General features: G+C 59.6%; 19 protein-coding genes. 12 read left to right on the plus strand and 7 right to left on the minus strand.

The window, feature by feature from the left end:
* Positions 1-190: 190 nt before the first annotated feature.
* From HY067_16355 to HY067_16365, 3 genes are all read left to right on the plus strand, one after another.
* On the plus strand, positions 191-1,351 hold the full coding sequence (locus HY067_16355) for an FAD-dependent monooxygenase (protein ID MBI3529525.1): 1,161 nt from the start codon (positions 191-193) through the stop codon (positions 1,349-1,351).
* 49 nt (positions 1,352-1,400) lie between these two features.
* Positions 1,401-2,147 (plus strand): DsbC family protein, encoded by a 747-nt coding sequence (locus HY067_16360; GenBank protein ID MBI3529526.1) that lies wholly within the window; start codon positions 1,401-1,403, stop codon positions 2,145-2,147.
* A 123-nt stretch (positions 2,148-2,270) separates the two neighbouring features.
* Positions 2,271-2,915 (plus strand): energy transducer TonB, encoded by a 645-nt coding sequence (locus tag HY067_16365; GenBank protein ID MBI3529527.1) that lies wholly within the window; start codon positions 2,271-2,273, stop codon positions 2,913-2,915.
* Here the strand turns inward: HY067_16365 and HY067_16370 are convergent, their stop codons facing one another.
* Positions 2,916-4,187, minus strand: coding sequence for an MltA domain-containing protein (locus tag HY067_16370; GenBank protein MBI3529528.1), 1,272 nt, complete (start codon positions 4,185-4,187; stop codon positions 2,916-2,918).
* On the opposite strand from HY067_16370, the gene HY067_16375 reads away from it, so the two are divergent.
* Complete coding sequence (locus tag HY067_16375; protein ID MBI3529529.1) at positions 4,182-4,364, plus strand: hypothetical protein; 183 nt, start codon at positions 4,182-4,184, stop codon at positions 4,362-4,364. The two genes, HY067_16370 and HY067_16375, sit on opposite strands and share 6 nt — an antisense overlap.
* An 81-nt stretch (positions 4,365-4,445) precedes the next feature.
* Here HY067_16375 and apaG read toward each other — a convergent pair whose 3' ends face one another.
* Positions 4,446-4,829, minus strand: a complete 384-nt coding sequence (gene apaG / locus HY067_16380) for a Co2+/Mg2+ efflux protein ApaG (GenBank protein ID MBI3529530.1) — start codon at positions 4,827-4,829, stop codon at positions 4,446-4,448.
* An 81-nt stretch (positions 4,830-4,910) separates the two neighbouring features.
* On the opposite strand from apaG, the gene rpe reads away from it, so the two are divergent.
* From rpe to HY067_16395, 3 genes are all read left to right on the plus strand, one after another.
* On the plus strand, positions 4,911-5,576 hold the full coding sequence (gene rpe, locus HY067_16385) for a ribulose-phosphate 3-epimerase (protein MBI3529531.1): 666 nt from the start codon (positions 4,911-4,913) through the stop codon (positions 5,574-5,576).
* Between the two features lie 217 nt (positions 5,577-5,793).
* Positions 5,794-6,480 carry a phosphoglycolate phosphatase gene (locus HY067_16390; GenBank protein MBI3529532.1) on the plus strand — a complete coding sequence of 229 codons (687 nt, stop codon included), beginning with the start codon at positions 5,794-5,796 and terminating at the stop codon, positions 6,478-6,480.
* Positions 6,481-6,614: 134 nt separating this feature from the next.
* The gene (locus tag HY067_16395; GenBank protein ID MBI3529533.1) at positions 6,615-8,090 is read left to right on the plus strand and encodes an anthranilate synthase component I; all 1,476 of its coding nucleotides are present in this window, start codon (positions 6,615-6,617) and stop codon (positions 8,088-8,090) included.
* A 214-nt stretch (positions 8,091-8,304) separates the two neighbouring features.
* On the opposite strand, the gene HY067_16400 is transcribed toward HY067_16395, so the two are convergent.
* From HY067_16400 to HY067_16410, 3 genes are read right to left on the minus strand one after another with little or no spacing between them, the layout of a single operon-like run.
* A complete protein-coding gene (locus tag HY067_16400) occupies positions 8,305-8,676 on the minus strand; it encodes a hypothetical protein (GenBank protein MBI3529534.1) in 372 nt (123 codons plus the stop codon).
* Between the two features lie 8 nt (positions 8,677-8,684).
* A complete protein-coding gene (locus HY067_16405) occupies positions 8,685-10,472 on the minus strand; it encodes a S8 family serine peptidase (protein MBI3529535.1) in 1,788 nt (595 codons plus the stop codon).
* 18 nt (positions 10,473-10,490) lie between these two features.
* Positions 10,491-10,763 carry a fibronectin type III domain-containing protein gene (locus HY067_16410; GenBank protein MBI3529536.1) on the minus strand — a complete coding sequence of 91 codons (273 nt, stop codon included), beginning with the start codon at positions 10,761-10,763 and terminating at the stop codon, positions 10,491-10,493.
* A 617-nt stretch (positions 10,764-11,380) separates the two neighbouring features.
* Between HY067_16410 and HY067_16415 the strand changes: the two genes are divergently transcribed.
* From HY067_16415 to HY067_16435, 5 genes are all read left to right on the plus strand, one after another.
* Complete coding sequence (locus HY067_16415; GenBank protein ID MBI3529537.1) at positions 11,381-11,944, plus strand: aminodeoxychorismate/anthranilate synthase component II; 564 nt, start codon at positions 11,381-11,383, stop codon at positions 11,942-11,944.
* Positions 11,945-12,202: 258 nt separating this feature from the next.
* Positions 12,203-13,228 (plus strand): anthranilate phosphoribosyltransferase, encoded by a 1,026-nt coding sequence (gene trpD, locus HY067_16420; GenBank protein MBI3529538.1) that lies wholly within the window; start codon positions 12,203-12,205, stop codon positions 13,226-13,228.
* Positions 13,229-13,270: 42 nt separating this feature from the next.
* Positions 13,271-13,648: a GxxExxY protein gene (locus tag HY067_16425; GenBank protein MBI3529539.1), complete on the plus strand. Its 378-nt coding sequence runs from the start codon at positions 13,271-13,273 to the stop codon at positions 13,646-13,648.
* Between the two features lie 79 nt (positions 13,649-13,727).
* Complete coding sequence (trpC, locus tag HY067_16430; GenBank protein MBI3529540.1) at positions 13,728-14,534, plus strand: indole-3-glycerol phosphate synthase TrpC; 807 nt, start codon at positions 13,728-13,730, stop codon at positions 14,532-14,534.
* Positions 14,488-16,047, plus strand: a complete 1,560-nt coding sequence (locus HY067_16435; GenBank protein ID MBI3529541.1) for a porin — start codon at positions 14,488-14,490, stop codon at positions 16,045-16,047. The genes trpC and HY067_16435 overlap by 47 nt, the downstream gene beginning before the upstream one ends.
* Before the next feature lie 128 nt (positions 16,048-16,175).
* Here the strand turns inward: HY067_16435 and HY067_16440 are convergent, their stop codons facing one another.
* Both HY067_16440 and HY067_16445 read right to left on the minus strand, forming a co-directional pair.
* On the minus strand, positions 16,176-17,420 hold the full coding sequence (locus HY067_16440; GenBank protein MBI3529542.1) for an MFS transporter: 1,245 nt from the start codon (positions 17,418-17,420) through the stop codon (positions 16,176-16,178).
* Between the two features lie 275 nt (positions 17,421-17,695).
* The gene (locus HY067_16445; protein ID MBI3529543.1) at positions 17,696-20,515 is read right to left on the minus strand and encodes a valine--tRNA ligase; all 2,820 of its coding nucleotides are present in this window, start codon (positions 20,513-20,515) and stop codon (positions 17,696-17,698) included.
* Positions 20,516-20,539: the final 24 nt, after the last annotated feature.

A 20,539-nucleotide genomic window follows, 5' to 3' on the forward strand; every position in this document is an offset into this window, starting at 1 on the left:
AAGCCAACACCATGAGCGATAATGAAGCCGCAAAACAAGTCCAGCAGGCTCGAAAACTACTGTTCCAGTCCATAAACCGTCGATCCAAATCCGCCGCCTGACCTCGACAGTTTCAGCCTCATCTTACGATTAGAAAATACTGGCAGGCGCGCAGCCATCGCCCTTAGGCCTCACCCTGTAGACTTGGCATATGAATGTCGATGTCGCAGTAGTCGGAGGCGGGCCTGTCGGCGGCAGTTTCGCGCGCGCATTGGCGCCGACCGGGCTCAGCGTGGCGCTGGTGGAACCCAGGGTGGCGCGCGCATTGCCGTCCAGTGGTTTCGACCAGCGGGTCTACGCGTTGAACCGCCACAGCCGCCGCTTCCTCGAACGCTGTGAAATCTGGCAGCAGTTGTCGCTGGAACGTGTCGCGCCTGTCCGCGAAATGCGGGTGTTCGGCGACGATGCGTCGAAAATCGAATTCAGCGCCTACCGCAGCGGTGTTCCCGAGTTGGCCTCGATAGTCGAGGAAGCCAACCTTCAGCAAGCCCTGCAGTCGGCGCTGGCCACTCAAGCCAATCTCACGCTACTGACGGGAATCGAGTGTACGGGTGCACGCTGGAACGACGCGCTGGCGACGCTTTCATTGTCCGACGGCAGGCAGATCGAGGCTCGCCTCGTGGTCGCCGCAGACGGCGCAGAGTCCGCGTTGCGCACCGCGGCCGGCATTGCGACGCAAGTTCACCATTACGCGCAGACGGGGGTCGTCGCGAATTTCCGGGCCGGGCGGACACATCGCGATGTTGCGTATCAGTGGTTTTTGACCCATGGCGTGCTGGCTCTGCTGCCCTTGCCGGGCAATCACATTTCCATGGTCTGGTCCGCCCCCGACGCGCATGCACAGGTTCTGTTGGACGCCGGGGCGGAAGAACTGGCGCGAATGGTGGAACAGGCCAGTTCTGGCACGCTGGGCCAGTTACAGCCGGTCAGCGCGGCAGTCGGGTTCCCGCTGCAACGCATGCGGGCCAAGCGACTGATCGGGCCTCGTCTTGCCCTGGTCGGGGACACTGCTCATAATGTCCATCCGCTCGCCGGGCAAGGGCTGAACCTTGGGTTCGGCGACGCACAGGCGCTGGCGGCCGTGCTGGCCGAACGCGGCATGGAAAGCGACAGCGGCGCGGTTTCATTGTTACGCCGGTTCGAGCGCAGCCGGCGCGAAGACCTTCTTGCCATGGAAGTGGTAACTGACGGGTTGCAGGTGCTCTTCGACAGCAGCCTGCCCGGAGCAAAGCGGTTGCGCAACGCGGGTTTGCGCCTGACCAACCGGTTCTCTCCATTAAAGCGATTGCTCGTGAAACGAGCTTTGGGTTAAGCGGTCCAACGGGGCCTTTCATCGTCCACACAGGGTTTGCCTGGAAATCATGTTCATTCGTATCTTGACCGTACTGTCTTCCGTGCTGGTGTTGCTGAGCGGTGTAGCGTGTGCCGACGAAGCTTCGATTCGTGCCGAATTTTCAAAGAAATATCCCCAGGCCAACATCGAGAGTATTACCAAGACGCCTTATCTCGGGCTGTACGAAATGTTGGTGGACGGGGAAGTGCTTTACACCGATCCCGACTTCAATTATCTGATCGTCGGCAGCATCATCGAGACCAAGACCAGAACCAATATCACCGATGCGCGACAGCGCGAAATCGAAGACAAGAAGCTCAAGGGGCTGGCCTTCCCCTTCGAGCAACTGCCGTTCGAACTGGCGATAAAAAAGGTGAAGGGCGATGGCAGCCGCAAGGTGGCCGTGTTCTCTGATCCCGATTGCCCTTTCTGCCGCAAGCTGGAGAAGGATCTCGAGAAGGTTACCGACGTGACCATCTACATCTTCCTGTTCCCGATCGAGCAATTGCATCCGAAGGCGCCGGAGATGTCGCGCGCGATCTGGTGTGCATCCGACCGCGTGAAAGCGTGGGATGAGTACATGCTCAAGGGCTCCGCGCCGAAATCCGCCAAGTGCGACAACCCGGTGGACAAGATCGTGACCTATGGACAGTCGAAGAAGATCAACGGTACGCCGACCATCTTTTTTGCAGACGGCAAGCGCGTACCGGGAGCCATTCCCGCCGAGCGCTTCGAGGAATTGCTGAACAAATCCAGCAGCGCCGGCAAGTCGTAAAAACGACGTTGCGCATCTTCGCCGACGCTCTAGAATTGGGGCGTCAGCGTAACCGGCTGGGAGCGGTGGGTGCGCAGGATCCGACAAACTTCCCCAGGGCTGTCGCCAGCGATATTCAGCCGCATGTCCGCGGCTATCGCGCTTTCCGCCGCACTTCACGTATTCCTGATCTACGGATTTTCGCTGTCCGCGGACCCGGGTCCTGGCGTGCGCGTAACGGTTATTCGCGCGCGACTGATGTCCCCGCAACCCGCCGCAAGCGCGCGACGAGCCAGACTGCCTGAGCGGCTTGGTCCGCCGGACTTTTCTCGGCCCGCGCCCGTTGCGCTTTCGCAGCCTGAGTCGAGCGCTGCGGCAGAACTTTCAGCGGTGCCGACTCCAACGACCACGCCCATTGATCCGGAACCGGTTGTGCCCGCCGGTAACGATGCGGCAATCGCAACTATCCCGGACCCGGTTCACTACCCGGCAAAGGACCTCGATATCTATCCTCAGGCATTGAGGCGGATTACGCCGGTCTATCCTGAGACAGCCCGCGACGCGCAAGTCGCCGGTGCCGTCACGCTTTTGGTATTGATCGACGAAGTCGGGAAGGTTGTCGGCACATCGGTCATGGACGCCGCGCCGGACGGTGTTTTCGAGGAGGCCGCGCAACAGGCGCTGGCGAACGCGATGTTTTACCCGGCCCAGAAAGATGGCCGGATGGTACGCAGCCGGGTACTGATCAAAGTCGAGTTCGATCCGGAATTGACGGGTGCCGCGCAATGATCATGGTGGTTTTGGCTGGAAGCCACGTGGATACAGGATCCACATGCGGCCGCTTTGACGCATGCGTCCGGCGGATTGTCCCGCGTCGTCGCCGAACCCCCAGAAAAAATCGGCGCGCACCGCGCCCTTGATTGCCGTGCCGGTGTCCTGCGCGACGACCAAGCGATTGAGCAGGCGCGACGACAAGGGCGAGGTCGTGGACAGGAATACGGGTGCGCCGAGCGGAGTCGTCATGGCATCGACTGCGATGCTGCGCCCCGGTGTCAATGGCACGCCCAGCGCGCCGGTCGGCCCGAGCAGCGAATCAGGCAGCTCACGAAAAAACACATAAGCCGGATTTTGCTGCAGCAACGGCGCAAGTTTGTTCGGGTTCTTCGCAGCCCACTGTTTGATTCCCTGCATCGAGGCTTTGTCCGCGGCGAGTTCGCCGCGCTCGACCAGAATCCTGCCGATCGATTTGTATAAATGGCCATTGTGTTCCGCGAAGCCGACGCGGACCGTTTCCCCGCCAGGCAATCTGACGCGCCCCGAGCCCTGGACGTGCAGGAAAAACAGCTCGACGGGGTCGTCGACCCAGAGAATTTCACGACCGCGCAGAGAGGCCAGGCCACGCTCGATCTCCGAACGCGTGTAATAGGGGACGACTTTCTTGTCCTGCATGCGGCCGCGCAGCCGGATGCCTTTGAGGTCCGGATTACTCTCGGCCAGATCGATCACCAGAAGGTCGGGCGGCACGCCGTAAACGGGATAACGATAGCTGCGGCCGAACATTCGACTGCCATGGAGCAGAGGTTCGTAGTAGCCGGTCACCAGTCCGTCCGTTCCGCCATCCGCGTTGTGCACCAGCCAGGGAACGAAGGTCGATTCGAAGAATTGCCGTGCGGCCATGGGGTCGGCCTTGCGAACCTGTGCCGCTGCCGCGCAGGCTGAAGTCCATTCCTCGGCGGCTTTCAGGGCATTGCAGGAAAGCAGAAAAGCGGGCAGTGCCTCTGCAAGGTTGTCGTTGTTCCAGTCCGGCAACGCCGCCCAATCCTGCAACTCATAGCTTCGCACCTGCGACGACGGTTCCGGTGCCGTGACGATGGCCGGCTCGGGTGCGGATACGGATGCCGGTTCGGGCTGCGGCGGCAAAGGCGACGAAGGAACGGGTTCAGGAAAGATCTGCGCTGGTGGCGCGGTGTTGGGATTGGTTACACTCGCGCAACCGCTGACGACTGCCGCGCATAACGCGAGCGCCAGCCATTTTCCGGTCTGCATTCGGTGACTGTGCATGAACTTTCTGCGTTCCGGGTATCGCAAAGCGATACCCGGCGATTTTCCGGCCTGCCGGAGTTTTCTCAAGTGATCTGGCTGATACTCGAGGCGGTTCTGTCTGTCGTCCTGTTCCTGCTCATTATCTGGTGGACGATGCCGCGCAAGCGCGATCAAGACCACGACAGGAAGGAATAACGCGGAAAAGCCAGCCGGCGACTCCGATCGCGGAACTTGGAACTGACAACGACCTTGACACGGGATTGGAACAAAGAAGTGTCAGTGCAGCACTCGCGGTGCGCTCAGCGTGAACTGCGGAATCGGCGCGTCGAAGGTCACGCCATCCTCGGCGATCATCTGATAGCTGCCCCGCATTGTCCCCACCGGGGTCGCGATCGCGGTAGCGCTGGTATATTCGTAGCTCTGCTGCGGTTTAAGCAGCGGTTGTTCGCCGACCACGCCCAATCCGCGCACCTCCTGGCTACGGTTTTCGGTGTCGGTGATGATCCAGTGACGCGAGACCAGCCGGGCGGCGACGCTGCCCGAATTGACGATGGTGATCGTGTACGCGAAAACATAACGGTTGTTGGCTTCGTCGGACTGCCCGGGAATATGGGTCGTCCGCGCGGTCACCGTGATGTCGTATTTCTTGTGCTCGGCCACTGCGGCATTTGACCTGATTCCCCAGCAAGCGGCAAGGCCGAAAACGGTACAATGCCGCCGACTCTACCCGCCTGCCCGACCATGTATCGAATCGCTCCGAGCATTCTTTCCGCCGATTTCGCCAAACTTGGTGAAGAAGTGCAATCCGTCATTGGTGCGGGCGCCGACCTGGTTCATTTCGACGTGATGGACAACCATTACGTGCCGAATCTCACCATCGGCCCGATGGTGTGTGAAGCGATCCGGCCGTTGACCAAGGCGGTGATCGATGTGCATCTGATGGTCAAGCCGGTCGATCGCATCATTCCGGACTTCGCCAAGGCCGGAGCCAATATCATCAGCTTTCATCCGGAAGCCTCCGATCATGTCGATCGCACGATCGGACTGATCAGGGAATCGGGATGCAAGGCCGGCCTCGTGTTCAATCCAGCGACCCCGCTTTCCTGGCTGGACCACACGCTCGACAAGCTGGACCTGATCCTGATCATGTCCGTCAATCCCGGCTTTGGCGGGCAGAAATTCATTCCCGCGGCGCTCGGCAAATTGCGTGTGGCGCGCGAACGCATCGTGAAATCGGGCCGCGAGGTCTGGCTCGAAGTCGACGGCGGCGTCAAGGTCGACAATATTGCCGAGATTGCACGCGCCGGCGCGGATACGTTCGTTGCCGGCTCGTCGATCTTCGGCACCAAAGACTACAAGGCCACCATCGCCGCCATGCGCGCCGAGTTGTCGAATGCAAAGCTTTAACCACGGAGGACACAGAGGACGCGGAGGTAAGGGCAGGAGCAAAAAAAGCAAACGAGTGTAAGAAGCTCCAGTTGCGGATGCTCCAGCAAAGTCGAAATTGGCCGCAGAGGATCACGAACAGTCACTTTGCTTTTATCCTCCATTTTTTTTGGTTTTCCTAAAAGGGTACCCCGCGCTATCGCGAGGGTATCCGTGTTCTCCGTGGTGAGCGCATCTCTTGAAATTCCCGATCGAGATTAAGGCGATAGCCTTCGACCTGGACGGCACCCTCGTCGAGACTTTGCCGGACCTGCACGAGTCCGCGGTACGCATGCTCGCGCAAATCGGTCGGCCCGCCGTAACCGAGTCGACCGTACGGGCCTATGTGGGCGACGGCGTCGATCGCCTGGTCAGGCGCCTGTTGACCGGGAAGCCCGACGGTGAACCCGATCCCACGTTGTTCGAAAAGGCCGCAGAGAACTTTCGCAGCCACTACGCGAGCGTGCTGACGCGCGCATCGCATCCGTTTTCCGGCGTTGTTTCCTCTCTCAAAATTCTGCGCGCGCGCGGATTCAAGCTCGCCTGCGTGACCAACAAACCGGCGCGCTTCACCGAGCCTTTGCTGGAAGGATTGGCGCTGACCGGATACTTCGACCTGATCCTCAGCGGAGACAGCCTGCCTCGGAAGAAGCCCGATCCGTTGCCGCTTGTACACAGCGCGCAGGTCTTCGGCATCGACCCAGCACGCTTGCTGATGGTCGGGGACTCGCCGGTCGACACGGGATCGGCTCGCGCTGCAGGCTGCCCTGTGTTCTGCGTCCCCTATGGTTACCGCGGCACGCTGGCGGTGCAAGAGCTTGATTGCGATGCTATAGTACCCACGCTTCCCGACTTGCTGGATCTGATCAGACTTCCGCGTTCATGAACTCGTCGAAACTTGAAAACCTGGGAATGGAAATTCGGGCCGGTTGGCGCTGGTGGCGCCAATCCGCGTCCTGGCGTCGCGCCTGACGCGGCGTCGTTTCCGTTATCCCGTTTTCGAAGTTTCAGGAGTTCATCATGACTGAGCAGGAATTCACGCAACTCGCCGCGCAGGGCTTCAACCGTATCCCGGTTGTGCTGGAAACCTTCGCGGACCTCGATACTCCGCTTTCCGTTTACCTCAAACTCGCCAACAAGCCCTACTCCTATCTGCTCGAGTCTGTGCAGGGCGGCGAACGTTTCGGCCGCTATTCCTTCATCGGCCTGCCCGCCGAGACCCGCTTCGAAGTGCACGGCACTATGTGCAGCGAATATCGTCGCGGAGAACTGATCAGCCGGGATGAACATAAGAATCCGCTTGAGTTCGTCTCCGCCTGCCATGCGCGCATCCAGGCGGCCTCGCTACCGGGCTTGCCGCGCTTTCTTGGCGGGCTGGTCGGCTGCTTCGGTTACGACACGGTGCGCTACGTCGAAAAAAAGCTCGCCCGCACCGGCAAACCGGACACGCTGCAGACGCCGGACATCCTCTTGTTGCTGTCGGAACAACTGGTCGTGCTGGACAATCTCTCCGGCAAACTTTTTCTGGTGGTCTATGCCGATCCGGGCGCGGCCAACGCCTATGCGCGGGCGCAACAACGCCTGCAGGAATTGCTGTGGATGCTGCGCCAGCCGGTCGTCGTGCCGCCGGAAGCGCCAGTCCCGCCGGCGCAACCAAGTTCGGAATTCAGCCGTGAGGCTTTCATTGCGGCCGTGGAACGCGCCAAGCGCTACATCTTCGATGGCGACATCATGCAGGTCGTGTTGTCGCAACGCATGAGCCTTCCCTTTCGCGCTTCTCCGCTGTCGCTGTACCGTGCGTTGCGCGCGCTCAATCCCTCGCCTTACATGTTCTACTTCGACATGGCGGACTTCCATGTCGTCGGCGCTTCGCCGGAAATTCTGGTGCGCCTGGAAAGCGGCATGGTCACGGTCCGGCCGATAGCCGGCACGCGTCCACGGGGCGCAACGCGGGAGCAGGATGTTGCGCTCGAACAGGAACTCCTGGCCGATCCCAAGGAGCGAGCCGAGCACGTGATGCTGATGGACCTCGGGCGCAACGATATCGGCCGCGTAGCCGAAACGGGCAGCGTGCGCGTAACCGAGAACATGACGACCGAGCGCTATTCGCATGTGATGCATATCGTTTCCAACGTCGAGGCCAGGCTGAAACAAGGCCTCGATGCAATGGCGGTGCTGAAAGCGACTTTCCCGGCCGGGACGGTAAGCGGCGCGCCCAAGGTGCGGGCCATGGAGATCATCGACGAACTCGAACCGAGTAAGCGCGGCATCTATTCCGGTGCGGTCGGCTATCTCGGCTTCAACGGCGACATGGACCTCGCCATCGCAATCCGTACCGCGGTGGTGAAGGATGGCAGGCTATACGTGCAGGCTGGCGCGGGCATCGTTGCCGACTCGGTGCCGGAGAGCGAATGGACCGAAACGCAAAACAAGGCGCGAGCCTTGCTGCGCGCGGCGGAAATGGCCCAGGCTGGTCTGAACAGCAAGCTTGATTAAACACTAACCACGGAGGACACAGAGCGGCGCACGGACACGTTACCGGCGTAGTCGGTCGTTTGCGGGGAGTGCGCCGAAGCGCCGACGTGGAAGGCCGCCGAGTAGCGAATGGCATTTCTGCTGCTAGAACTGATCGAGCGGCACAGCGCGGAAATTCCGCAGGTATTAATAAATCTGTTCGCTTTTCGGTGTCGCAATGAGAGAGGGCTCTCGTCTACTGAATGTTCCCGCGTCCGTTGCCCCGGTACACAAAGTTCGGCTGAACGGCCTCGATCTGCGCGTTCTGTCCGCGCAGCTTCTCCATCTTCGCTGGTCCCGGATCCTCAGTGAGCGTTACGAGGAAGATGTTGCGCCCCAGACCCTGAGTGCCCTTGATCCCGAAACGTCCGTAGAGGTCGGCGATAGCCTTAACATCGGCTCCCGCGGCGAGCGTAACGAGATATTCCCCAGGCGCCCGGATCTGACGCGACGAAAAGTCCATCGGCGTCGGCGCAGGGTCGCGCGGCGTCTGGCTGCAGGCAGATGTCGCGGCCAGACCCGCCATGGCCACTACAAGTCCGATGCACCCCCGCCCTCCGCATCGCATGCCGCCTCCTATTGCACGGTGGCCGTCAGGCCCGTGGGCGGGTTGATGAACGCCAGGGACGACATGACATCGACCGCCTTGCCGGTCGTGGTTTTGCCGGCGAGGGCGGGGACGGATCTGCCGCCATTCTTGATGGCGTTGACGGTATTGGCGTAGGTGTACTCCGGGTTGAAGGCGCGCAGCATCGCAGCGAGTCCCGCGACCTCGGGCGAGGCCATGGAGGTGCCACTTTCGATTTGATAGGTGTTGGTCATGAGCGACAAAGCGTTGATCGAGAATTGCGTGATGCCAATACCGAAATCACCTGGCGTGGTCGGGCCGGTCGCAAGCTTGAAGCCGATCAGGCAGTTAATTTTCGCCGCGCAGTCGCTGATATCCAAGGAAACGAGGAATCCCGAATTGCCGGTATCGATAGGACCGGAAATACTTCCCGTTAACGCGCCTGCGCCGAAGGGATCAACGCCGTTCGGATCCACCCCAACGACAAATCTGTCCCCGCCATTGGCAAGATTAACCAACAAACCAAAATTCAAGATCACACCGTTGATTGCGGAGGTATTGAACCCCTTGGCGGCCGTGTCGTTCAGGTTGGGCCCATACTTGGTAATAAGAAAATTTCCTGGATCGACCAGAAAATCGTTAGCGCCATTGAGCACATGAGTCCAGCCGCTGCTGATCGTCCAGCCGGTCAGAGGGTCGGTCGTCGTCGCAACCGTCCCCGCATAGGTGCTTAAGATATTGGCCCCCGGCGCACCGACATCAACGCTGGTCGCTCCCCAGTTCGAGAAGCTCGCGAGCGCGTAGTTCTGGTCGAGCGCGGCGACGCAGACCAGGTTCGGCTGGGTGAAGTTGCAGGGATAAAAAGCAGTGACGGCATTGTTGCTGGCGTTGTTGCCTGCCGCCACCACCACCACGACGTCGCTATTTTTCGCGGTGGTGATGGCGTCGCTGAAGAGCTGGTCGAAGGCTCCGCCGCCGAGGCTCATGTTGACCACCTTGGCACCGTTGGTCACCGCGAAGTTGACGCCCTGGGCAATGGTCGCCGTCGTCCCGCTACCCGCGGCATCCAGCACGCGCACCGCCATGATGCTGGCCTTCTGGCACACGCCAGTGGTGCCCATCCCATTGTTACCCACGGCGCCGATGATGCCGGCGACATGCGTGCCATGACCGTTGAGGTCCATCGGGTCGTTATCGTTGTCGACAAAATCGTGACCATGGTTGGCACTGCCGTTCCACATGTTAGCGGAGAGATCTTGTTGATTATAGTTAACACCAGAATCGACCACCGCAACCACAACACTGCTGCAATCGGTGATGTGATCCCAGGCCGGCTCGATGTTCATGTCATCGCCCACCGTGCCACTGTTGGGCGGAAAGGTGCCGACAATCTGTCCGTTGTTCTTGAACGCCCAGAGCTGGGCGTATTGCGGGTCGTTGGGCGCCGCGGTGGCGTGGTAGATGTAATTCGGCTGGACGTATTCGACATTCGGGTCGTTGCGGTAGGCCGTGAGCGCCGTCTCCACCGTCTGGCCGGCGCCGAGCTTGATGTGCATCCAGCCGGGCTGCTCCAGGTTGGCGAGGACGGAGTGTCCCCGGGCCGCCATGGTCGCCGCGCGCTGCTGCATGCTGGCAGCAGGTTTGAACTTCACAATCACTTCACCCGGCACGTACTTCGCGCCAGCCGCGCCGGCCAGAGTGGGCAGCGCGAAAGGAACAGCGGAAACCTGAGGGGCCAGCGTCAGGACAGCCCCGACGAAAGCGGCTATGGCAATCGAGCGTGACGGTGTTTTCATTAGAGTCTCCTGCCTGTGTCAGGGCACGACCACGGTGAGCGACTGCGAGGGCGCGCTGAGGCGGCCGGAGCTGCCGCCTTGCGCATCGAGCGCCGCGAAGGCGCGCACGGTTACGGTGTAAGTCCCCGTCTGCAATGTCGTAACGGTGGATGTCGGTGCCGTGGGTCCGGCCGCATACGGCACTTCAATCGTCGGTTGGCCACTGATCGAGACTTGGTAGCCGCCACCCGCGCTGTTGACCCCATTTTCGTGGTTGGGCGCCCAAGCCAGGGTGACGGTGTGGTTCGTCACTGGTGGGGGGCTTGACCCGCCACCCCCTCCGCCACCACCGCATCCCGTTAGCGCCAATGTGAATGACACGACGCCGGCCTGAATCAGTGCGATTATTTGCGTCTTCACAATGGCCCTAAAAAAATCGCGGCAGGAAATGGCGCTACTGCGTCAAGCAACGAATAGGAGTGACTTTCCCTGGTTCTGGGCACGCATCGGATATGCACAGCCGGTAAGGAACACTATTCTTCCGCTTGACGTAGATCAACCATTTCGGATGGTCTTGGCCGAATTGCCATTCGAAAAGGCAAAATTTGGCCAAATCGGATGGCGCCAAGTCGGTATCGAGCCTCTCTGTGATCGCAACCCGGTGCCGCCGCGGGATTGGCGGCGATCCCGAGCGGTGCAATAATGCGCCCGTGATTCCTCTCTGCAACCCCGCCGTTTTCCCCTGCCGGCGCTGGCGCAAGCCTGCCGCCTGATCTCCCTTATCGCTGTGCCGAGCGTATCGGCGACCGAGGCCCGGAATTTCGGGGCATTATCCGGGGCCATCCAAATCAATAGCGGGTATTGAGTGCGGGTATCAAAGGCAAGTCAGCTTTGATGCCAGCATTTAGAAACAGAAGGTCAAGTCAATTATGCTGCTGATGATCGACAATTACGATTCATTCACCTACAACCTGGTGCAGTACCTCGGCGAGCTGGGTGAAGATGTGCGGGTTTACCGCAACGACGAGATCACGCTGGAACAGATTGAGGCTCTGCATCCCTCGAGAATCGTCATTTCCCCGGGACCTTGCACGCCTAGCGAGGCCGGCATTTCGGTGCCGCTGATTCAGCACTTTGCGGGCAAGTTGCCGATCCTTGGTGTCTGCCTGGGCCACCAGAGCATCGGACAGGCATTCGGCGGAAAAATCGTTCACGCCGGACAACTGATGCACGGCAAGACTTCCGACATCCGCCACAAGGATGCCGGCGTTTTCCGCGGGCTGCCCAATCCGCTGACCGCCACGCGCTATCATTCGCTGGTCATCGAAAAGAAAAGCCTGCCGGACTGTCTCGAGGTGACGGCCTGGACCGATGACGGTGAAATCATGGGCGTGCGTCACAAGGAACTGGCAGTCGAGGGCGTGCAGTTTCACCCAGAGTCCTTCCTCACAGAACGCGGCCACGATCTGCTGGCAAATTTTCTGAGAAATTGAAGAGCACAAACACTTACCGCAGGACGCAAAGGACGCAGAGGAAAATCAGAAACGAGGAAAAACGTATAGGAGTTAAAAGCAGGCGCAGGGCCAAAGTGACCACCGATACCATAGTCCTTACTTTCGAATGTTTAACTGTTCTTGCCCTTCCTCCGCGTCCTCCGTGGTGAAAGTGTTTTTATTGGGTAGAGGGAGAAGGGTGGCGCAACCCGTTTCGGCAACGTCAACAATGACTAGCCACAAGTTTCAGGAGCCGGCATGACACCTCAGGAAGCCCTGGTCCGGGTGATCGAGCATCGCGAGATCTTTCACGACGAGATGCTGTCGCTTATGCGCCAGATCATGAGCGGCGAGATGTCGCCCACGCTGATCGCGGCCATCATCACCGGCCTGCGGGTGAAAAAGGAAACCATCGGCGAAATCGCCGCTGCCGCCCAGGTTATGCGCGAGTTCTCGACCAAGGTCGAAGTTGGCGATTGCGCGCACTTGCTGGATACCTGCGGCACCGGCGGCGACAGCGCGCATACCTACAACATTTCCACCGCAACGGTATTCGTTGCCGCAGCGGCCGGCGCCAAAGTTGCGAAGCATGGCGGCCGGTCGGTTTCCAGTAAGTCCGGAAGCGCGGACATCCTCGAGGCGCTCGGTGTGAACCTGAACCTCACGCCCGATCAGGTGGCGCAGTGCATCGACCAGACCGGCGTCGGTTTCATGTTCGCACCCAACCATCACAGCGCCATGAAGCATGCCGCACCCGTTCGCCGTGAACTGGGCGTACGCACGTTATTCAACATTCTGGGGCCGCTTACCAACCCGGCCGGGGCGGGTAATCAATTGATCGGTGTGTTTCATCCGGATCTGGTCGGCATTCTGGCGCGTGTACTGCAACGGCTCGGCAGCAGGCATGTCATGGTGGTGCATGGCATGGAGGGCCTGGACGAGATCTCACTTTCCGGCGATACCCTGGTCGGCGAACTCAAGAATGACGACGTCCGGGAGTACGCCATCAATCCGAAACAATTCGGGATGGCCATCAGCGCGCTGTCTGAAATCCAGGTCAGGGACGGCGGCGAATCGAAGGACATGATGCTGACGGCGCTCTCCGACCAGCCTGGGCCCGCCCGCGACATCCTGGCGTTGAACGCGGGCGCCGCGATTTACGTTGCCGGGCTTGCAGACAGCCACCAGGCCGGTGTTCGTCTGGCGCTGGAGACTATCGCCAGTGGCGCGGCGAAGGCGAAGCTCGACCAGTTCATCACGGTTACTCAAAAGCTGAAGAACTGAGGCATTAACCGCCAAGGACGCCAAGGACGCGAGGGGAAACCAGTGGACGAGGACTGCATCGGAAAGTTAATCGTTCCCGCTGCGATGCACGTACATACTGCGCTTGGCGCCGGCCTCTTGGAGAGTGCGTACGAAGCTTGCCTCGCGTACGAGTTGGCAAAACACGGACTCATGGTTGAACGGCAAGTCTCGATGCCGGTGATCTACGAGTCAGTTCGTTTGGACGTAGGTTATCGAATCGACCTGCTGCTGGGGCAGAAAGTGGTCGTCGAAATCAAAGCGGTGGACCGAATAATCCCTGCGCACTTGGCCCAGATACTTACATACCTCAAACTCGGCGGTTATAAACTTGGTTTTCTGCTCAACTTCAATGTGGCCCACATGAGGGACGGTATAAAACGCGTGGCGAACGGGCTTTGAAACAGCGAATGTTGTCCCATTGGATGTCTTCGATGGTTGGTTTACCTGGCGTCCTTTGCGTCCTTGGCGGTTAAAGAGCGTGTCAGACATTCTTGAAAAAATCCTCGCAGTAAAGCGAGTGGAAGTGGCTGCGGCGAAGCAAAAACGCCCCCTTGCCGCGACTCGCAGCGACGCGGAGAAAGCGGACAAGCCCCGTGATTTCCTCGGGGCACTGCGCGCGAAAATTTCGGCCGGAATGCCGGCCGTGATCGCCGAGATCAAGAAAGCGAGTCCGAGCAAAGGGGTGCTGCGCGCCGATTTCGATCCCCCGGCAATTGCCCGGTCATACGCCAGACACGGCGCCGCCTGTCTGTCAGTGCTGACTGACATACAGTTCTTTCAGGGCCACCGTGACTATTTGAGACAGGCGCGGGACGCTAGCGGGCTGCCGGTCCTGCGAAAAGATTTCATCGTCGATCCTTATCAAATCTATGAGGCCCGCGCGATGGGCGCGGACTGCATCCTTTTGATCGTTGCGGCGCTGGATCAGGATGAAATGGTGGAGCTTGAGCGCATTGCCTTGGGGCTCGCGATGGCTGTATTGGTGGAGGTGCACGACGCCCATGAGATCGATCGCGCGTTGGGCCTGCAGACGCCGTTGTTCGGCATCAACAATCGCAACCTGCGAACCTTCGAAACCAGGCTGGAAACCACGCTGAGCCTGCTTGAGCACATCCCTCACGAGCGGCTCGTCGTGACCGAGAGCGGCATTCTTGCGCCCGCCGATGTGGCGCTCATGCGTTCTGCCGGAGTCGATGCCTTCCTGGTCGGCGAAGCGTTCATGCGCGCACCCGATCCCGGTGAAGCGCTTGCTAACCTCTTCCGCCTGTCAGTTACGGCTGTTTGAAGCCGATTGCGCGGATTTCCAGAAATTACTTTATATTTTCTTCTTAAGACCCTGTTTTTGTTATAAAACAGGTTTTAAGGCCTCTCAAGACCGTATGTTGCGGCGCGGTGTTGTAAATATGCCACACAACCTGCAAAAAGCCGCCTGTTTGCGGGAGAAATCGCTTGCTCCCCTGTGTTGCGTTTTGGCAGAATCGCGGCAACTTCTTTCTTTCCCGGGAGAGGTTACATCCGCGGCGCTCGAAATGTGTCGCCGTCAGGGAGGGCGAGTTAACGCGTCCGACCGGCTCAAGCAAATCAAAAAAGGAGATCGCATGAAGAAGAGTCTAATTGCAGTGGCGGTAGCGGGCCTGTTCGCCGCACCGGTCGCAATGGCGGAAGTCACGCTGAGCGGCGCCATCAACCTCGGCATCGAAATCGCAAAATCGAGCTCTAGCACGGTATTAGGTGTCCCCATTGCCAACGGGTTGACGAAGACGTTGCTGAACAGAAACTACTCACACGTGGACTTGGAGTCGGTTGACGACATCGGCGGCGGCAACAAGGTGATTTTCCACTATCAGTTGATCGCTTCTCCGCAAAGCACCGGCGTCGACAACACCAACCGTAACAGCTTCCTGGGTGTGGCCGGCAGTTGGGGTGCGTTTAAGATGGGCACGAACGAAAACGTGTACGAGCGCATGATGTACACGGCCGACCCGCTCGACGGCGCACTCGGACCCGGCGGCAACCTGATGATCCTCGGCACACCTGGACTTGGTACTGCATTTGATACTGGTCAGGGCGGCTGCAGCCCGACCAATTCTGGCGCCGGATGTATCGGTTTCTATCGCCGTACCGACCAGACCATCTGGTACGAAAGCCCGAACTTCAATGGCTTCGCGTTCGAAGTCGACTACACCCTGAGCGCATTCAAATCAAGCCCAATAGGGGGTTCCTCGTTCGATCCCAAGATTCTGTCAGTCGGTGGCAAGTTCCAGCCTGAAGGCGCGCCGTTCTACGTCGACCTCTCTTACGAAAAGCATGAAGACCTTTTTGCGCTGAACGCTCTGAACTTGAGTGGTGTTCCTGCAACTTCAAGCAGCGATACGGGTATTCAGGTCGGTGGCGGCTACATGATCGGCGATCTGGGTCTGCATGTTCGCTACGAACAGTTGAAGTACAAGAGCGATGGCACGTCAGCCCTCGATACTAACGAACTTAAGCGTACCGCATACTGGTTCGGCGTGAAGTACAACCTGCCGTCTGGCTATGTCGGCGGTGAAATTGGCATCGCACAAAATTGGAAGATCAACATTACCGGAGTGGGTTCGGGTACTGCCAACGATACGGGTGCGAAGATGTTCGGCATCGGCTACTTCCACAACTTGTCGAAGCAATCGCAACTGCAATTTATCTACGCCCGTACCGACAATGCGGACCTCGCGACTTACACCCAAGCAGGCGCACCGAACGGTGGCCTCCCCGGGTCCGATCACCAAGTTTTTCACGTCGGCATCAAGCACACCTACTGATCTGGCCTGACCAGAGAAGTCAATGTGATCCAACGGGCGCCTTCGGGCGCCCGTTTTTTTTTGCTCCTGGAAATCGAAAAAGACGCTCACCGCGGTGAGAGTTGGTTGTTTGGTGAGGATGGTAGTTTTTAAGATTTCACGGTGAAACGAGAGAGCGCCCGACGCAGATCGGCTCGTATCGCCGGCAGCCCACGCATTAGTGCCAAGGCGCCGAGCAGGCAGCAGGTTCCCTCGACCATCGCTGTGACCGGCGCGCCAAGCTTCCCGGCAAGTGAACCGGCGATCAGCCCGCCTAACGGCGCCATTCCAAGGAACGCCATTGCGTAGAAGCTGATGATGCGCCCGCGCTTGTCGTCGTCGACGATGGTTTGCAGCATCATGTTCACCGATGCGGCCGTGACGATGATGCCGAAGCCAAGGCAGGCCATGAATGCCAGCGAAACCCAGTAAATCTTCGAAACGCCGACCAGCACCAGCGCGATACCGGCAGCAGCCGACGTGAATGGCACCAATCTGCTCAATTCAAATACGTTCGGCCGCGTGGTCAGAAATGCGGTGCCAATGACCGCGCCGAGCCCGGCGCTGCCGACCAGAAACCCCAACGTGTGAGCGTCGCCGTCAAATACGTCGCGAGCGAATATCGGCATCAATACCATATAAGGCGATGCGGTCAGGCTGATCAGCGCGACCAGCGTCAGAAAGAGCCGGATCGGTCGCGTATTCCACGCATAGCGCGCGGCGACCGCGAGATCATTCAGTAGCGACCCCGGTACAACGACAGCGGATCTTGGCGGCAGGCGCATCAGGGTGACCGAGGCGATGATCGCCATGAAGCTCACCGAGTTGATCAGGAAGCACCAGCCTTCGCTGACGAAGACCAGCAGCAGACCGGCGATCGACGGTCCGATCAGCCTGCCACTGTTCATCAGGACCGAGTTCAGCGCGATGGCGTTCGGCAGATCATCGCGTGAATTCACCATCTGGCTGATCAGCGACTGCCGTGCCGGCGTTTCGAAGGCCATGATTACGCCGTACAGGAATCCGAGCAGCAGAATCTGCCAGACGCGGATCGTTGCAGTCAGTGTGAGGATGCCCAGTGTCAATGCCTGGGCCGCCGCCAGAGCGTACGCCGCGATCATCAACTTGCGTCGATCGTAGCGATCGCTGAGCAGGCCGGCCAGCGGCACGAAAATCAACATCGGAATCTGGCTGCAGAAGGTCACCAGCCCCAGCAGAAATCCGGAACCGGTTGTTCGGTACACCAGCCAGGAAAGTGCGATCTGCTGGATCCAGGTGCCGATCAGCGAGATGGCCTGGCCGGCGTAGAACAGCCTGAAATTCCGGTGCCTGAACGCCCTGAGCGCATGGTTCATGCTTGACCGCTTATTTCAAAGCGCATTCACCGCGGAGGACGCAGAGGACGCGGAGGAAGAGCAAAAACAGAAGAAAATATCCGAAAGTAAAAATCTGGCATTGGTGGTCACTTCGGCAGCGGGCCTGCTCTTCGCTCTCACATGTTCTTCCTTGTTTCTGATTTTCCTCCGGCGCCGCTTCGGCGCACTCCCCGCAAGCGGCCGACTACGTCGGTAACGTGTCCGTGCGCCGCTCTGCGTCCTCCGCGGTGAGTGAGTTTAGTTTTTCAAGTTCTTCAGCTAAGCGAAGCGAGTTGGGATTTGACCTTCTCCAGCGTCCCGGTGAAGCCGGACAACCTTTCCCTCTCCTGCGCGACCACGTTTACCGGTGCCCGCTCGACGAAGCCCGCGTTCGAAAGCTTGCTGCTGGCTTTCACGATTTCGCTTTCGAGCCGGGCAATTTCCTTGGAAAGGCGTTCGCGCTCGGCTGCAACGTCAACCTCGATCTTCAGCATCAGACGATAGTCGCCGATAATCTGCACGGGAGCTGCAACCGCATTCCTTTCCGGCACCAATTCAGCGACGATTTCCACTTCGGACAGTTTTGCCAAAGCTTTCAGCGCAGGAGAAAACTCCCGCAAAAGCGCCGCATTTCCCGAAATGACCAACGGGACGCGTTGAGCGGGTGAGATTTCCATTTCACCGCGCAATGCCCTGCAGGCCTCCACCAGCGATTTCAGTTGTCCGACCCAGGCCTCGGCCTGGTCGTCTATCTTCGACGGCTGCGAAGCGGGGTAAGGTTGCAGCATGATTGACGCTTCGCCGCCGGGATGGCGATCCGCCAGCGGCGCGACCTTTTGCCACAGCTCCTCGGTGATGAACGGAATGATCGGGTGCGCCAGGCGCAGCGTCGCTTCGAGCACGCGCAGCAAGGTACGCCGGGTCGCGCGTTGCTGGGTGCCGGTCCCGACCTGCATTTGAACTTTTGCGATTTCGACATACCAGTCGCAGTACTCGTCCCATACGAACTTGTAGATCGCGCCCGCAGCGTTGTCGAACCGGTATTCGGCGAAACCCTTTTCCACATCTGCCTCGGTACGCTGCAGAATACTGACGATCCAGCGGTCGGCCTGAGAGAAATCCAGATAACCGCCCGGACCGCACTCTTCGACGGCGTGTTCCTTGAGGCCGCAGTCCTTGCCTTCGCAATTCATCAGCACGAAGCGGCTCGCGTTCCACAGCTTGTTGCAGAAATTGCGGTAGCCCTCGCAGCGGTTCAGATCGAAATTAAGGGTTCGCGCGAACGTCGCCAGGGACGCAAAAGTAAATCGCATTGCATCGGCGCCGAATCCCGGAATGCCTTGCGGATAATTCTTGCGTATGGTCTTTTCGATCTTCTGCTTGTGCTCTGCGCGCAGCAATCCGACCGTGGATTTCGCCACCAGCTCTTCGAGCGCGATACCGTCGATCAGATCCAGCGGATCGATGGTATTGCCCTTCGACTTCGACATTTTCTGGCCTTCGGCATCGCGCACGATGGCGTTGATGTACACGTCGCGGAAGGGCACTTTGCCGGTGAAGTGCAGCGTCATCATGATCATCCGCGCAACCCAGAAGAAAATGATGTCGAAACCCGTCACCAGCACCGATGAGGGCAGGAACCGCTCCAGATCGCGGGTCTTCTCCGGCCAGCCGAGCGAGGTGAACGGCACCAGCGCGGAGGAAAACCAGGTGTCGAGTACGTCTTCATCGCGCCTGAGCGCGCCGGCGTAGCCTTTCGCGGTGGCGTGTTTTCTCGCTTCTTCCTCGCTGCCGCCGACATAGATATTGCCGTCCTCGCCGTACCACGCGGGAATCTGGTGGCCCCACCACAATTGTCGCGAAATGCACCAGTCCTGAATGTTCTCCAGCCAGTGATTGTAAAAGTTAGTCCAATGTTCCGGATGGAACTTCACCTCGCCATCGGCTACGCAATCCAGACCGCGCTTCGCGAGGCCTTCCATTTTCACGAACCACTGATCGGTGAGCATCGGCTCGACAATCACGCCGGTGCGGCCCGAGCGCGGCACCTTCAGCTTGTGCGGCTTCTCCGAGACGACCAGGCCCCGCGCCCGCAAATCGGCCAGCACGCGCTTGCGGGCTTCGAAGCGCTCCAGTCCTCGATACTTCTCAGGCGCGTGATCGTTGATTCTGGCATCCAGCGTCATGATGTTGATCAGCGGGAGTCCGTGCCGGTTGCCGACGGCGTAGTCATTGAAATCGTGCGCCGGCGTGATTTTCACGCAGCCGGTGCCGAATTCCGGATCGACATAGTCGTCGGCGATGACCGGGATCGTCCGTCCGCTCAGTGGCAGTTGCAGCTGCTTGCCGACCAGCGCCTTGTAGCGCTCGTCGTCGGGATGGACCGCGACGGCGACGTCGCCGAGCATGGTTTCCGGACGCGTGGTGGCGACAACCAGGCTGCCGTTACCGTCGACGAACGGATAGCGGATTTCCCAGAGGCGGCCCTCTTCTTCCTCGCTGTCGACCTCGAGGTCGGATACCGCGGTGCCCAGCACCGGATCCCAGTTCACCAGCCGCTTGCCGCGATAGATCAGGCCTTCCTCGTGCAGCCGCACAAAGACTTCGACGACCGCGCGCGACATCTTCGCGTCCATCGTGAAGTAGCCGCTCTTCTGTCTTTCGGTGTCGGCGAAGGTCCAGTTGCCGGACGCGCCGAGGCGTCGCATCTGCCGGGTGATGGTCGATCCCGATTGCTGTTTCCATTCCCAGACGCGTTCGAGGAACTTGTCGCGCTCCAGGTCGTGCCGGGTCTTGCCTTCGAGCTCCAGTTGGCGCTCGACCACGATCTGCGTGGCGATACCGGCGTGGTCCGTGCCAACCACCCAGTTGGTGGCGAAGCCGCGCATGCGGTGGTAGCGGATCAATGCATCCATGAGCGTCTGCTGGAATGCGTGGCCCATGTGCAAGGTGCCGGTGACATTGGGCGGCGGAAGCTGGATGCAGTACGCCGGGTTCCTGTCTTCGCCACGCACTGCGAAATAGCCCCGAGATTCCCAGGTCGGGTACCAGCGTTGCTCGATGTCCTTCGGCTCGAAGCTCTTTGCGAGTTCCATTTGTCAGGGGAAAAATTTCAAGCG

Source organism: Betaproteobacteria bacterium, from assembly GCA_016194905.1.
Classification (GTDB): Bacteria; Pseudomonadota; Gammaproteobacteria; order Burkholderiales; family JACQAP01; genus JACQAP01.